This is a genomic window from Oceanihabitans sp. 2_MG-2023 (assembly GCF_030547245.1).
Taxonomy (GTDB): Bacteria; Bacteroidota; Bacteroidia; order Flavobacteriales; family Flavobacteriaceae; genus Oceanihabitans.
Genome location: NZ_JAUOQT010000005.1, coordinates 178,161 through 192,085, shown reverse-complemented (window position 1 = coordinate 192,085; position 13,925 = coordinate 178,161). Strand labels below are relative to the sequence as shown.

Genomic DNA, 13,925 nt, shown 5'->3' with positions numbered 1-13,925 from the left:
ATTTTAAAATTAATGCTACTTATACAATAACTAAACCATCAAATTGAACAAAGAATTAGAACATAGCTTTGTAGAGCAGCTTGAAAAAAACCAAAATATTGTACATAAAGTTTGTAGGCTATATACCAACAATCGAGATGCACATAATGATTTGTTTCAAGAAATAACCATACAGCTTTGGCGTGCATTCCCCAAATTTAGAGGAGACGCTAAATTTAGTACATGGATGTATAGAGTTGGATTAAACACAGCGATTACACTCTACCGAAAAAGCAAACGTAGTATTAACACACAAGACTTTGATGCTGTACAATTTAAAATAAAAGCAGACGAGTATGATGACACAGAAGAAGAGCAATTAAAATTGTTATATAAAGCTGTACATCAATTAAATGATATTGAAAAAGCGCTTGTTTTCTTGTATTTAGAAGACAAAAACTATAAAGAAATTAGTGAAACAATGGGAATTAGTGAAGTAAATGCAAGAGTGAAAATGAATAGAGTGAAAAACAAATTAAGAACCATTTTAAATCCGTAAAACTATGGATGAATTAGAATTATTAAAAAAAGACTGGAAGAAAGAGGATACAAAACGTTACCCTAAACTTTCCTATAACCAAATTTACAGTATGATTTTGAAGAAGTCTTCTTCTATTGTAAAATGGATTTTTATTATCAGCTTATTAGAATTTGTTTTCTGGCTTGTATTTGCCATAGTAATGAAAGCTAACAGAAATAGTGAAAGTATCGCAGACATAGAATCTAGTACTATTTTTATTATACTTAGCGTTATTTCGTATGCTGTATTAGCATATTTCTTTTATAAGTTTTATATGAATTATAAAACAATAAACAGTACAGATAACGCTAGTAAATTAATGGAAAACATACTTAAAACCAGGCGTACTGTAAAACAATATGTCGGTTTTAACTTAGCCTTTATTGTAATTAGTGTTGTAGCAATGTTACCTTATGTATTAAATCATGATGAAAACACAAGAAGTATTATAGAAAACGCTACAGCAAATGGTGAAGTATTTAAATTTTATGCTGGATTAATACTAGGAGTACTTATAGTATTAGTTATTGTCGTAACTATTTTACTATTATTCTACTACTTAGTTTATGGTATTTTATTAAAACGTTTAAATAGAAATTACAAAGAATTGAAAAAACTAGAAGTTTAAGAATCCTTAACTTTCCATTTACGCTTCTTATTAAGCTCTTCCTGTAAAGCTAATTCCTCTTGAGGTATTACTTTTAAAAAGGAAGGGTGTTGCTCTATAGCATATTCAATTTTTTCAACAATACTTGCAATACTTTCGTTTTCATAATCAATTTCTAAAGGTTGTTTTATTTCGAAAGACTGCATGATGTTTTTCTTTTTAATACGCAATCCTTTTTTATCAAAACTACGTCTAAAACCATCAATTACAATTGGCACAACAATAGGTTTATACTGTTTAATAATATGCGCAGTACCTTTTCTAATTGGCTTAAAAGGCGTTGTTGTTCCTTGCGGAAATGTAATCACCCAACCATCATCTAAAGCTTTTCTAATATTAGATATATCGCTCATTTTAACTTGCCTATTTACATCTTCGCCTTTCGCTCTCCAAGTACGCTCAATACTAATAGAACCAACATAAGCCAAAATTTTAGGTAATAAACCAGCGCTCATGGTTTCTTTTGCTGCAACATAATATAGATTTAATTTAGGATTCCATAAGTACCCAATATTTTTAATAGAATCATCTCTATTACTTAAACTAGCGTTAAATACATGAAACATAGAAACTACATCAGCAAAATACGTTTGATGGTTAGAAATAAATAAAACATTCGTGTCTGGTAGCTTTTTAATAATCTCAGAACCTTCAATTTGTAGTTCATTAAAGCCGCGAAAACGTCTATGCGAAATCGCTCCTAAAATACGTATTAACCATTTTTTTATAAAAAGGTTATGTCCAAAAGGATTTTTTTTAAACAATCCCATAAATATATTTTACTATTTAATTAGAATACAAATGTAGTAAAACTAAGCCTTTACAAGGCTAGTTTTAACAAGTCTTTAATTTCACTAAGCATCATTGCGGTAGCTCCCCAAACGATATGGTTATTCAATTTATAAGCTGGAACTTCCACATCTCGATTATAAGATGTTGAAACGTATTTAGTTACCACATTCTGTTCTTCTAGAAAATGAGCCAGCGAAACCTCTAAGATATCTTCTACCTCACTTTCTTGTTTTATAAAATTTGGTCTACTAACACTATAACCCAAAAATGGCTGGACATAAAAATTACTTGGCGGAATATACACTTGCGTTAAAGCTTTAAGCGTTTCAATAGTCTGCATTGGCACACCTATTTCTTCTTCCGTTTCACGCAATGCAGTATGTTTCAAAGAAGTATCTTCTATTTCCACTTTACCTCCTGGAAATCCTACTTGTGCAGAATGCACTCCTTTATAGGTTTTTCGTAAAATTAAAACAAACTTGGTTTCTTGCTCCTCATCTGGATAAAAAAGCGCCATAACTGCAGATTGTTTTGCATTTTTAATCTTACTTTGTTGTTGCTTTAAAAGGGCTTCTCTAAAAGGAGGAGACATTTTAAATTGAGATGCTTCGGCAGGAAGTTCAAGATTGCTTATTTTTGATGTAGCTTTTAAAAACTGATTAAAATTCATCTATGCGACTTATATTATTATGTTTTATTTCTATACTTTTTCTGAATTGTCAAGATAAAAAAACGAAAATAAAGAATACTTCAAAAGTAATTCAAAATACTTCCGAAGAAAAAGAACTAGTAAAAAAAGACTCTGTAATAACGCCAAAAAGAGAATTTCCATTGCTTACAGATGATAATGCGATGGAATTCTTTTTAGAATACGAAAAACACAACAAAGAAAACAAAATACGTATAACTACAGATTATGGAGAAATTGATATTTTACTATATGAAAAAACCAAGTTTCATCGTGCAAACTTCATCTTTTTAACCAAACAAAAGTATTTTGATAATACGCAATTTTATCGCATTGTAAATAATTTTATCATACAAGGAGGCAGTACAGACGATGCCAAAGTAAAACGCAAACGCAAACAAATTGGTAAATATTTATTACCAACAGATACCAAACGAGGCTATAAACATCATCGAGGAGCGGTCAGTATGCCTAGTGGAGCGATTGAAAACCCTTACAAACTAGCTTCTCCCTACCAATTTTTTATTGTTCAGAAAAAAGATGGCGCCTATCATTTAGATGGCGATTACACCATTTTTGGCAAAGTAATTAGAGGGATGGATGTCGTAGACGAAATAGCAAAACAAGAAACCGATAATGCCGAATGGCCTTTACACAATGTCTATATTAGAAAGGTAGAGATAATAGACTAAGCTTTTCCGACCAACATATTTGTATCTTTATAAACCAGAAACATACCCAACAAAATGATAAAACAACAACATTTACAATACCTAAAAACAATAAGTCTATGCGTTTTAATTACGCTTACTAATTGTAAAACCGAAGAAAAACAACAAAATACCAAAATGAGTAAAAACATATTAACTACAGCATGGACTGGACCATACCAAGGTGTTCCTGCTTTTAATGAGATGCAAGTAAGCGACATTGAAGAAGCTATCCATTTTGGTATGACAGAAAGCTTAGCAGAAATTGACAAAATAGCTAACAATACAGAAGTACCAACCTTTAAAAACACTATCGAAGCACTTGAATCCTCAGGAAAAACACTAAAAAGAGTGTATACATATTATGGTATTTTAAGCAGCAATATGTCTTCTCCCGAATTTAGAAAAATACAATCAGAATTAGCACCTAAACTATCCGATTATAGATCTAAAATAACACAAAACGAAAAACTATTTCAACGCATAAAAGCAGTGTATAATGCTTCGCAAAAAAAACCTTTAGAAGCTCAAGAACAACGCGTAGTAGAACTTACCTATAAAAGCTACGAAATGAATGGTGCAAATTTAGATTCGGAAAAAAAAGAACGCTATGCTGCTATTAACAAAGCGCTTTCCTCTTTATATAATACATTTTCAGACAATGTTTTGCATGATGAAGAGAATTACATTACCTATTTAAATGAAGATCAATTAGGAGGTTTATCGGAAGGTTTTATAAAATCTGCAGCAAAAATCGCATTAGATAATGGACAAGAAGGTAAATATGCTATTACAAATACAAGATCTTCTATGGATCCTTTTTTAAAATATGCTACCAATCGAGAATTACGCAAACAAGTATGGGAAAACTACTATTCTAGAGGCGACAATGGAGACGATTATGACAACAATGCAATTATTTCAAAAATATTAAAACTTCGTAAAGAACGTGTTGAACTAATGGGATACAACAATTATGCAGCTTGGCGTTTACAAGACCGCATGGCAAAAACTCCTGAAAACGCTATGAATTTAATGATGGCTGTTTGGCCAGCTGCAATTGGCAGAGTTGCTGAAGAAGTTGCAGATATGCAAACTGTTGCTAATGAAAATGGAGACAATATTACTATAGAACCTTGGGATTATAGATTTTACGCAGAAAAAGTAAGAAAAAAGAAATACGACTTAGATAGCGATGAAGTAAAACAATATTTACAATTAGATAAATTAACCGAGGCGCTATTCTTTACTGCCGAAAAGTTATTTAACTATAAATTCACCCCTGTAAAAGAAGGGAGCGTTCCTGTATTTCATGAAGATGTAAATGTTTGGGAAGTTACAGATAAAGACTCTGGAAAAAATATTGGGCTGTGGTATCTAGATCCTTTTGCAAGACAAGGAAAACGCTCTGGAGCTTGGGCAACAACCTACAGAAGCCACACTACTTTTGAAGGAGCAACCAATGTTCTTGCATCTAACAATTCTAACTTTGTAAAGCCCGCTCCTGGAGAAGCAGTACTTGTTTCTTGGGATGATGCCACCACTTTCTTTCACGAGTTTGGTCATGCATTACACTTCTTTTCGTCTAATGTAAAGTATCCAACTTTAAACGGAGGTGTTAGAGATTACACCGAGTTTCAATCACAATTATTAGAACGTTGGTTATCTACAGATCAAGTAATTAACCGATTTTTAGTCCACTATAAAACCGGAAAACCAATTCCGTCTTCTTTAGTTGAAAAAATTAAAAAAGCCGCTACATTTAATCAAGGATTTGGTACCACAGAGTATTTAGCTTCAGCATTAATAGATATGAAATTACATCTTGCAGATCCAACTAATATAGATATTGATGCTTTTGAAAGAAAAACTTTAGCCGCTTTAAAAATGCCTAAAGAATTACCAATGCGTCATAGAACACCGCACTTCGGACATGTTTTTTCTGGGGAAGGTTATGCAACCGCATATTACGGATATATGTGGGCAGATGTTTTAACTAGCGATGCTTCGGAAGCTTTTGCAGAAGCACCAGATGGCTTTTACGATAAAGAAACAGCAGACAAATTAGTTCAATATTTATTTGCTCCAAGAAACGCAATGGATCCAGCAGAAGCATATCGATTGTTTAGAGGTCGAGATGCTAAAATTGAAGCATTAATGAAAGATCGAGGTTTTCCTATAACCAAATAAAACACAGCTCCAAAAGCTAAAAAAGCTACACATAATGTGTAGCTTTTTTTTATGATTTTTGAGTCTTATATAAATTGGGTAAACTAATTTTAAACCTAACAGCTATTAGCCTAACTATTATAACTACAATTCCCGCAATAACAAAAACAAAATTATTATCTATGGGTAGTTTTCTAATTAAAAAATAAGTAAGACCTCCAAGAATACAAGCTGTAGCATAAATTTCTTTTCTAAAAATGACAGGAATTTCATTACACAAAATATCTCTAATCACACCTCCAAAACAAGCAGAAATGGTACCAAGTGCAATGCAAATAACGGGGTTTAATCCTGCTGAAAGTCCTTTTTCTACTCCAACAACAGTATATAGACCAATCCCTATTGTATCAAATAAAAACAAAGATGTTCTTAAGTAATTAATTTTACTTCTAAAAAGTATTGTTAAAACAGTAGTAGCTAAAATAACATAGGTAAAGGTCATATTTGTCATCCAAGAAACTGGTGTTTGACCTATTAATATATCTCGCAAAGTACCTCCTCCTACTGCAGTTACAAATGCAATAATTAGAATTCCAAAAGGATCCATCTTTTTATTCATAGCTATTAAAACCCCAGAAATAGCAAAAGCGATAGTACCTAAAATATCTATGATATAAAACATAAGATTTATTTTAAAATTTCAATTTTTAAAGCCTGCAATTTATGCCATTTAACTTTTAAAATACAATTCATCGGTATGAATCTACATTTGAGTAATCCTTTTTTCTAAACTCTTTATAACGAATGCATCTTTACACTGTAATCAATAAAAAACACACCATGAACACTTTAACAAAAATCAACATTTTAAAATCTGTAAGTAAATCTGTATTAGTAGTAGCACTATTTATTGCTTCCTCAATATCTAGTCAAGCACAAAATGAAAACAAAGGAAATACAGTTACCGTAACGGTTAATAACATTAGAAACACCAACGGAAAAATACTTTCTTCATTACATGATAAAAGTACATTTATGACTGGAAAAGAAGGACTTCAAACTGCCGAAACTATAATTGAAGGAAACACGGTTACTATTACGTATAAAAATGTACTTCCTGGCGAATATGCTATTATGGCTGTACATGATGAAAATAACAATAAGAAAATGGACTTCGAATTAAACGGAATGCCAAAAGAGCATTATGGTATGTCTAACAACCCAATACTTTATGGACCTCCAACTTTTGATCTAGCAAAGGTGGAAATAAAAAATGAAGATTCAAATATCACTATTCGCTTATAGTATAATATATATGTAAAACAAAAGCCACGAAAATTAAAATTTTCGTGGCTTTTTCACTAATAATCAATCCGTTATTTAGGGAATAACTACTTACTTAGACGGTTTCATTTAACCAAGCTTTCATCATCCATACTGTTTTTTCTTGTTCTGCAATAAAATCGCTCATCATAGAGTTAGTTCCTTCATCGTTTGCATCTCCTGCCTTCTCTAAAATAGCACGTTCTATTTGCAATAATTCACTTAGAGAATTTACAATTAACTCTACAGCCTTTGTATCTTGAGATATATTTTTTCCTACAGGAACTTTTGCATGCTTACTATAATCTTCAAAAGTATGTAAAGGTGTTTCCCCTAAAGTTAAAATACGTTCTGCAATCTCATCTACTTTCATATTTGCATCGGTATATAACTCTTCAAATTTTACATGAAGATTAAAAAATGCTTTTCCTTTAATATTCCAATGTATACCTCTTAAATTTTGGTAATACGTTTGAAAATTAGCTAATAATCCGTTTAAATCTTGTGCTAATTCTTTTGTTATTTTGGAGTCTAATCCTATACTATTTAGAGTCATAATTATTGTTTTTTGTTATACTACAAATTTATTCAATAATTAACGCTTTTAAGTATAAGCTTTATTGATAGTTTTTATATTTTTATAGTCTAAATTGATACAGATGACAATCACACAATTATATTATGTTTTGGCCGTTGCCGAAAACCAGAATTTCACGAAAGCTGCCGAAAAATGTTTTGTTACGCAACCAACATTAAGTATGCAAATACAAAAACTAGAGAGCGAGTTAGACATTCAAATTTTTGATAGAAGCAAAAAACCTATAGAACTTACTAATGTTGGAAGAAAGATTGTAAATCAAGCAAAAAATATAGTTAATGAATCGTATCGAATTAAAGATATTGTAGACCAACAAAAAGGTTTTATTGGAGGTGAATTTAGATTAGGAATAATACCTACCGTAATGCCAACACTACTCCCAATGTTTTTAAAAACGTTCATTAAAAAATACCCAAAAGTGAAGCTCATTATCGAGGAGCTCACTACCGAAGAAATTATTTATAGAATTAACGAAGGACATCTAGATGCTGCAATTGCAGCTACCCCTTTATTAAATGAAAACATAAAAGAACGCGTACTTTATTTCGAGCCATTTGTTGGTTATATACCGCAAAGTCACAGATTGCATTCTAAAAAGAAAATTAGCACTACGGATTTAGAAATTGATGATATGCTTTTATTAGAAGATGGCCATTGCTTTAGAGATGGAGTCATTAATTTATGTAAAGCTTTTAAAGACCATAAAGAAGATTCATTTCAATTAGAAAGCGGTAGTATCGAAACATTAATAAAATTATCTAACGAAGGTTTAGGCATGACCTTATTACCATACTTACACACTTTAGATATGAATACCACTGCAAAAGAAAACATACACTATTTTAATGCTCCTTCTCCAGCCAGAGAAGTTAGTATTCTATATCACAAAAGCGAACTTAAAATGCAAATTATTGAAGCATTACAAGATGTAATCGCTGGGATTATTAGAGGTGCTATTGCGTTTCAGAATGTAGAAATTATTAGTCCTTTAGCAAAAAAATAAATGATATTTTTTAAAGCCTAATAGAAAAACAACCTACAACCAGCCCTCACGTTGCATTAAACTTTCGATGTGTGCAAAATGATGGTTACTATGCCAAGCATAAATACCTATATTTTTTTTTAAAACAACTTCTTCATTGTGCTCAGGATGTATAAAAGATTTATTTAAATCTGCATCATTTAAACTTTTAAGCAGATACACTAATTTAGCATGTATTGCTTTTAAATGGTTAATAGACATGTCTATTGGCGCATATTTAGCATCGTCTAGTTCTGCCCAAAGTTGTTCATAATAATATTTTATAACCGGTTTATCTTCGGTTAAGGCCCATTTAAATCGAATGTAGCTATGATGATGACTATCTGAAAGATGATGAATCACTTGTCTCACGGTCCACCCTTCTGGTCTGTATGGAGTATCTAACTGTTCATTCGTTAAAGAAGATATTAATTTTTCTAATTTCTTAGGAAAATATTCTAAAGCTGATATCCATTCTTCAATATGTTGTGCCGTTATATTTTCAGGACATTGAAAAGGTCCTATAGGAAATTTTAGTTTTTCTAATATAATATTATTCATCCTTAAATATAAAAAACACAACTCAAAAAGAAGTGCTTATTATATATAATTTAGCTACTAATTCTTCTTAGTATTATATGCTTCTATATATTTTTTTGCTGCTCTATTTCTGGAATTTAATTGAAGAGCTTTTTTATAATTATTAAATGCTAGTAAACTGTCGCCATTTACCAAATAAGCAGCTGCGAGACTATCGTAAACATTATCACTCTCTGGGTGTAAAGATGCATTAATCTTTAAAACACTTATTGCTTTTAAATATTTTTTTTCTCTTATAAATTGGTAACCTAACCTATTAAATTCTCTTTCATTAATCAACGAACTTGTAGAATCTTGTTTTTTAATTTCAAGAAATCCTTTAAGTGCATTTTGGTAATCGCCAATTTTTAAATACATACTAGGTGTTTTAAAAGTATCTGAAACTTTTAAATAATCATAAGTAATCTGGTTTCTATCCACTTTCGGTATTACAGACAAGTAGCGTTTTTTGGTTTCAGGATGCTGTACAAATCGTAGTTTTTTATATAAGTCTGTTATAAAAAAAGTGTTTTCATCTATAACTAGAGGCTCAAATTTATTAGCACCTCTCCATTTTAAAAGCAGTTTATTATTTTCATAAAACACTTCAATAACATCATCTTGATTAAATAAATAGCGTCCCGATGTTTCTTCTATAAATTCTGGAGAATACGTTACTTTTTTAGAACAACTTAAAATGATTAACATTAAAGAAGATAGTAATAATCTGGTTTTCATTTGGATGGTTTTAGATTAACAATAAAAAAGTCTCATTATAAATGAGACGAATGTTTTTTATTTTTGTTACTTATTTTCTTTGTAAAAAAATAATCATTATTCTTTTACCAATAAACCTTTACACACTTTTGCTGCGTCTATTGCTTCATATAAAGAAGTGAATCTTCTAATTTTTGAGTTAAAGAAAAGATTCTCAAACATAGTATTTATCACACTACTCTTTTCTTGTCCTACAACATAATATCCTTCTAACGAGTAACTGCTTTTAAAATACTTCAACCAATCTAAAGCCTGTATCGAATAAGGGTTAATTCTATTGGAAATGTATATTAAATCGGATCCATCTGTCCCTAAAAAACAAGAAATATCTTTAGTAATTCTTTTTGCATGTGCATCCCATGTAAAAATTATTCCTTCATTAATTTCAGAAACCACATAGCCATTAAAAATAAATACATTTCCGTAACTATAATTCAGCTCTTTTAACACCTCCTGATAGAGATTTGTTTCTTTTATACTTTTCATTATGCAGTAAATTTGGGGTGCTACAAAAATAAAGTAAAAATAAAAATAGGAGAAGACAGTACTACTATTTTTAGACTAACGGTATACTAAAACAGTTAAAAAACAATGTGTAAAAAAACAAAAACAGTCGTTTAACCGAAATTAAATGCGTTTCAACGATTTTTATTGTTTATATAAAAAAACGCCTCATTAAAATGAGGCGTTTATTAAATCTATAAAAGGATCGTTTATTTCACATCCATTAACTCTACGTCGAAAATAAGCGTTGCATTAGGGGGAATTACTCCACCTGCTCCTGCACTACCATAAGCTAAATGGCTAGGGATTACAAAACGTGCTTTATCTCCAATTTTTAAAAGTTGTACTCCTTCATCCCAACCAGAAATAACTTGACCTACTCCTAATGGAAACTCAATTGGTTCTTTTCTTTTATAAGAGGAATCAAAAACAGTTCCATCTGCTAATTGTCCTTTATAATGTACAGAAACAGTTTTACCCTTTTCTGCTTTAGCACCATTACCTTCTTGTAATATTTGGTAACGTAACCCACTTTCTGTTTTATTAAATCCTGCAGATATTTTATCTAAAGCGGCATCTTGAGCTGCTCTTTCTTCTGCTATTCTTTTTTCACGAGAACCTTCAAAAGTTCTAAATGCTTCTACAGCATTAAATGCTTCTGCTTCTGCTCCTACTTTTACAATTTCTAAAGTTGTAATTTCATCTCCTTGTGCAATAGCATCTACTACATCTTGTCCTTCTATTACTTTACCAAAAACAGTATGATTACCGTCTAACCAAGGTGTTTCGATATGTGTGATAAAAAATTGACTTCCATTTGTTCCTGGCCCTGCATTTGCCATAGATAATACTCCTGGTGCATCGTGCTTTAAATCGGGATGAAACTCATCATCAAACTTATAACCTGGATTTCCAGTTCCTGTTCCTTGAGGGCAACCTCCTTGAATCATAAAATCTGGGATTACTCTATGAAATTTTAATCCATCATAATAAGGAGTTCCTTGTGGTTTTACTTCGTTTTCTAAGTTTCCTTCTGCTAAAGCAACAAAGTTACCTACTGTTCCTGGAGTTTTTTTGTATTCTAAAGCTACTAATATTTCGCCTTTTGTTGTATTAAATTTTGCGTATAATCCGTCTTGCATCTTGTTGTTTTTTAATAAGCTGCAAAGATAGGAAACTAAGTTTCAAGTTAAAAAGTTAATGATAGAAAGTTTCATAGCATCCTATTTTTGATGACGAACGATAGGTAACAAAAAAAGAGTCAAGTAATACTTTTGCTACTTAACTCTTTCTTTAATACTTTAGTATATGTCTAAATCACTAATTAGCCACTTCACTAATAAACTTGATTCTGTAAAGTCGTAATTCTTCATCATCATAATCGCCATCAAACTCTTCAATAGCGACATCAATTTTATCGGTTTCCGATTCCATGAAGTAATCATGAATTTCTTCTTGTTGGTCTTCATCTAAAAGATCATTAATCCAGTAATCTATATTTAACTTAGTTCCCGAAAACACGATAGCTTCCATTTCTTTAATAAATGCAGCCATTTCCATTCCTTTTGCTGAAGCAATATCGCTTAATGGTAATTTTCTGTCTACATTTTGAATAATATAAAGTTTTAATGCGGAGTTGGTTCCTGTAGATTTAACAACCATATCGTCTGGTCTAATAATATCGTTTTCTTCAACATATTTAGAAATAAGTGAAATAAAATCTTTACCATATTTTTTTGCTTTACCATCACCAACGCCATGCACATTAGAAAGCTCTTCCATAGTAATTGGATATTTTAAAGACATATCTTCTAAAGATGGGTCTTGAAAAATAACAAATGGTGGCACTTCAAGTTTCTTTGCGTTTTTCTTTCTTAAATCCTTAAGCATTGCCATTAAAGTAGCATCTGCAACGGCACCACTACCTTTAGATGCTGTAACTATAGAATCGTCATTGGTTTTATTAAAAACATGATCTTCGGTCATCATAAAAGATTTCGGATTTTTTATAAAATCCTTACCTGCCTCTTTTAGTTTTATTACACCATAAGTTTCTATATCTTTCTTTAATAGACCAGCTACAAGTGCTTGCCTTAATAAAGCCATCCAATATATTTTATCTTTACTACTTCCTTTACCAAAAAAGGGTTGTTCGTTAGTTTTATGCGAATTTATTAAGGCGTTTTCTTTACCCGTTAATACATTTACTAAGTCTTTAGATTTATATTTTTCGTTCGTACTTGCTACAACTTCTAAAGCAATTTTCACTTGTTCTTTAGCTTGTTGTTGTTTTTTTGGGTGACGTACATTATCATCCATATCACCACCTTCTCCAGTTTTGGTGTCAAATTCTTCACCAAAATAATGTAAAATAAATTTTCTTCTAGAGATAGAAGTTTCCGCGAAAGCGACAACTTCTTGTAGTAATGCATGCCCAATTTCTTGTTCAGCAACAGGTTTCCCTGACATGAATTTTTCTAACTTTTCAATATCCTTATATGCATAATATGCTAAACAATGCCCTTCGCCACCATCACGTCCTGCTCTACCAGTTTCTTGATAATAACTTTCAATACTTTTTGGAATATCATGATGAATTACAAAACGAACGTCAGGTTTATCTATTCCCATTCCGAAAGCAATAGTTGCAACGACTACATCAATATCTTCCATTAAAAACATGTCTTGATGTTTCGATCTGGTTTTAGCATCTAAACCGGCATGATATGGTACTGCTTTTATTCCATTTACTTGTAAAGCTTGGGCTAGTTCTTCAACTCGTTTTCTACTTAAACAGTATACAATTCCAGATTTCCCATCGTTTTGTTTAATAAAACGAATAATATCTGCATCTACATTTTTGGTTTTAGGACGTATTTCGTAATATAAATTTGGTCTATTAAAAGATGCTTTAAAAGTTTTAGCATCCTGCATACCAAGATTTTTTAATATATCTTCTTGTACTTTTGGTGTGGCCGTAGCTGTAAGACCTATTATTGGTATATTATCGCCAATACGTTGAATAATACTTTTTAAGTTTCTGTATTCTGGTCTAAAATCATGTCCCCATTCACTAATACAATGCGCTTCATCTACAGCCATAAATGAAATTTTAACCGTACGAAGAAACTCTACATTATCTTCTTTTGTTAATGACTCTGGAGCAACATATAATAGTTTTGTAACACCATCTGTTATATCCTGTTTTACTTGTTTTACTTCCGTTTTATTTAACGAAGAATTTAAAACATGCGCAACACCATCGTGTTCGGAAACACTACGTATGGCATCCACTTGATTTTTCATTAATGCAATTAAAGGAGAAACAACTATAGCTGTACCTTGTTGCATTAGGGCTGGTAATTGGTAACATAATGATTTACCTCCTCCAGTTGGCATAATAACAAATGTGTTTTTGCCAGACAAAATACTCTGAATAACACCTTCTTGTAATCCTTTAAACTTACTAAATCCAAAATATTTTTTTAGGGAGACGTGTAAGTCCTTTTCAATAATAGACATGTATTGCTTTTAATAT

The 13,925-nt window shown here is 31.2% G+C and carries 15 protein-coding genes; 6 read left to right on the top strand and 9 right to left on the bottom strand.

Annotated features, from left to right (window positions below; all coding sequences use genetic code 11):
• Positions 1 to 43: 43 nt before the first annotated feature.
• Both Q4512_RS12450 and Q4512_RS12445 read left to right on the top strand, forming a co-directional pair.
• Positions 44 to 538, top strand: coding sequence for an RNA polymerase sigma factor (locus Q4512_RS12450; protein ID WP_303425182.1), 495 nt, complete (start codon positions 44 to 46; stop codon positions 536 to 538).
• Between the two features lie 4 nt (positions 539 to 542).
• Positions 543 to 1,187 carry a hypothetical protein gene (locus tag Q4512_RS12445; RefSeq protein ID WP_303425180.1) on the top strand — a complete coding sequence of 215 codons (645 nt, stop codon included), beginning with the start codon at positions 543 to 545 and terminating at the stop codon, positions 1,185 to 1,187.
• On the opposite strand, the gene Q4512_RS12440 is transcribed toward Q4512_RS12445, so the two are convergent.
• Both Q4512_RS12440 and Q4512_RS12435 read right to left on the bottom strand, forming a co-directional pair.
• Positions 1,184 to 1,996: a 1-acyl-sn-glycerol-3-phosphate acyltransferase gene (locus Q4512_RS12440; protein ID WP_303425175.1), complete on the bottom strand. Its 813-nt coding sequence runs from the start codon at positions 1,994 to 1,996 to the stop codon at positions 1,184 to 1,186. The genes Q4512_RS12445 and Q4512_RS12440 overlap by 4 nt on opposite strands.
• A gap of 50 nt (positions 1,997 to 2,046) precedes the next feature.
• Positions 2,047 to 2,688, bottom strand: coding sequence for a CoA pyrophosphatase (locus Q4512_RS12435; protein WP_303425172.1), 642 nt, complete (start codon positions 2,686 to 2,688; stop codon positions 2,047 to 2,049).
• Between the two features lie 2 nt (positions 2,689 to 2,690).
• Here Q4512_RS12435 and Q4512_RS12430 point away from each other — a divergent pair, with 2 nt between their 5' ends.
• Together Q4512_RS12430 and Q4512_RS12425 are read left to right on the top strand one after the other, a co-directional pair.
• Positions 2,691 to 3,398, top strand: a complete 708-nt coding sequence (locus Q4512_RS12430; protein ID WP_303425169.1) for a peptidylprolyl isomerase — start codon at positions 2,691 to 2,693, stop codon at positions 3,396 to 3,398.
• Between the two features lie 54 nt (positions 3,399 to 3,452).
• Positions 3,453 to 5,606: a M3 family metallopeptidase gene (locus Q4512_RS12425; RefSeq protein WP_303425167.1), complete on the top strand. Its 2,154-nt coding sequence runs from the start codon at positions 3,453 to 3,455 to the stop codon at positions 5,604 to 5,606.
• A 49-nt stretch (positions 5,607 to 5,655) separates the two neighbouring features.
• Here the strand turns inward: Q4512_RS12425 and Q4512_RS12420 are convergent, their stop codons facing one another.
• The gene (locus tag Q4512_RS12420; RefSeq protein ID WP_303425165.1) at positions 5,656 to 6,267 is read right to left on the bottom strand and encodes a trimeric intracellular cation channel family protein; all 612 of its coding nucleotides are present in this window, start codon (positions 6,265 to 6,267) and stop codon (positions 5,656 to 5,658) included.
• Between the two features lie 158 nt (positions 6,268 to 6,425).
• Between Q4512_RS12420 and Q4512_RS12415 the strand changes: the two genes are divergently transcribed.
• Positions 6,426 to 6,890 (top strand): DUF2141 domain-containing protein, encoded by a 465-nt coding sequence (locus Q4512_RS12415; RefSeq protein ID WP_303425164.1) that lies wholly within the window; start codon positions 6,426 to 6,428, stop codon positions 6,888 to 6,890.
• 94 nt (positions 6,891 to 6,984) lie between these two features.
• On the opposite strand, the gene Q4512_RS12410 is transcribed toward Q4512_RS12415, so the two are convergent.
• Positions 6,985 to 7,464, bottom strand: a complete 480-nt coding sequence (locus Q4512_RS12410; RefSeq protein WP_303425162.1) for a Dps family protein — start codon at positions 7,462 to 7,464, stop codon at positions 6,985 to 6,987.
• Positions 7,465 to 7,567: 103 nt separating this feature from the next.
• Between Q4512_RS12410 and Q4512_RS12405 the strand changes: the two genes are divergently transcribed.
• Positions 7,568 to 8,509: a hydrogen peroxide-inducible genes activator gene (locus Q4512_RS12405; RefSeq protein WP_303425159.1), complete on the top strand. Its 942-nt coding sequence runs from the start codon at positions 7,568 to 7,570 to the stop codon at positions 8,507 to 8,509.
• A gap of 33 nt (positions 8,510 to 8,542) precedes the next feature.
• Here Q4512_RS12405 and Q4512_RS12400 read toward each other — a convergent pair whose 3' ends face one another.
• From Q4512_RS12400 to Q4512_RS12380, 5 genes are all read right to left on the bottom strand, one after another.
• The gene (locus Q4512_RS12400; RefSeq protein ID WP_303425157.1) at positions 8,543 to 9,088 is read right to left on the bottom strand and encodes a YfiT family bacillithiol transferase; all 546 of its coding nucleotides are present in this window, start codon (positions 9,086 to 9,088) and stop codon (positions 8,543 to 8,545) included.
• Positions 9,089 to 9,145: 57 nt separating this feature from the next.
• Positions 9,146 to 9,844, bottom strand: a complete 699-nt coding sequence (locus Q4512_RS12395; protein WP_303425154.1) for a lipopolysaccharide assembly protein LapB — start codon at positions 9,842 to 9,844, stop codon at positions 9,146 to 9,148.
• A 96-nt stretch (positions 9,845 to 9,940) separates the two neighbouring features.
• Entirely contained in the window at positions 9,941 to 10,369 is a 429-nt protein-coding gene (locus tag Q4512_RS12390) for a hypothetical protein (RefSeq protein ID WP_303425151.1), read from the bottom strand.
• Positions 10,370 to 10,596: 227 nt separating this feature from the next.
• Positions 10,597 to 11,529 (bottom strand): peptidylprolyl isomerase, encoded by a 933-nt coding sequence (locus Q4512_RS12385; protein WP_303425148.1) that lies wholly within the window; start codon positions 11,527 to 11,529, stop codon positions 10,597 to 10,599.
• 178 nt (positions 11,530 to 11,707) lie between these two features.
• A complete protein-coding gene (locus tag Q4512_RS12380) occupies positions 11,708 to 13,909 on the bottom strand; it encodes an ATP-dependent DNA helicase RecQ (RefSeq protein ID WP_303425145.1) in 2,202 nt (733 codons plus the stop codon).
• Positions 13,910 to 13,925 lie beyond the last annotated feature (16 nt).

Bases quoted from the DNA above. Each gene is read 5' to 3' on its own strand.
- Q4512_RS12445 (WP_303425180.1), top strand. From the start codon at position 543: ATGGATGAATTAGAATTATTAAAAAAAGACTGGAAGAAAGAGGATACA.
- Q4512_RS12440 (WP_303425175.1), bottom strand. From the start codon at position 1,996: ATGGGATTGTTTAAAAAAAATCCTTTTGGACATAACCTTTTTATAAAA.
- Q4512_RS12435 (WP_303425172.1), bottom strand. From the start codon at position 2,688: ATGAATTTTAATCAGTTTTTAAAAGCTACATCAAAAATAAGCAATCTT.
- Q4512_RS12430 (WP_303425169.1), top strand. From the start codon at position 2,691: ATGCGACTTATATTATTATGTTTTATTTCTATACTTTTTCTGAATTGT.
- Q4512_RS12425 (WP_303425167.1), top strand. From the start codon at position 3,453: ATGATAAAACAACAACATTTACAATACCTAAAAACAATAAGTCTATGC.
- Q4512_RS12420 (WP_303425165.1), bottom strand. From the start codon at position 6,267: ATGTTTTATATCATAGATATTTTAGGTACTATCGCTTTTGCTATTTCT.
- Q4512_RS12415 (WP_303425164.1), top strand. From the start codon at position 6,426: ATGAACACTTTAACAAAAATCAACATTTTAAAATCTGTAAGTAAATCT.
- Q4512_RS12410 (WP_303425162.1), bottom strand. From the start codon at position 7,464: ATGACTCTAAATAGTATAGGATTAGACTCCAAAATAACAAAAGAATTA.
- Q4512_RS12405 (WP_303425159.1), top strand. From the start codon at position 7,568: ATGACAATCACACAATTATATTATGTTTTGGCCGTTGCCGAAAACCAG.
- Q4512_RS12400 (WP_303425157.1), bottom strand. From the start codon at position 9,088: ATGAATAATATTATATTAGAAAAACTAAAATTTCCTATAGGACCTTTT.
- Q4512_RS12395 (WP_303425154.1), bottom strand. From the start codon at position 9,844: ATGAAAACCAGATTATTACTATCTTCTTTAATGTTAATCATTTTAAGT.
- Q4512_RS12390 (WP_303425151.1), bottom strand. From the start codon at position 10,369: ATGAAAAGTATAAAAGAAACAAATCTCTATCAGGAGGTGTTAAAAGAG.
- Q4512_RS12385 (WP_303425148.1), bottom strand. From the start codon at position 11,529: ATGCAAGACGGATTATACGCAAAATTTAATACAACAAAAGGCGAAATA.
- Q4512_RS12380 (WP_303425145.1), bottom strand. From the start codon at position 13,909: ATGTCTATTATTGAAAAGGACTTACACGTCTCCCTAAAAAAATATTTT.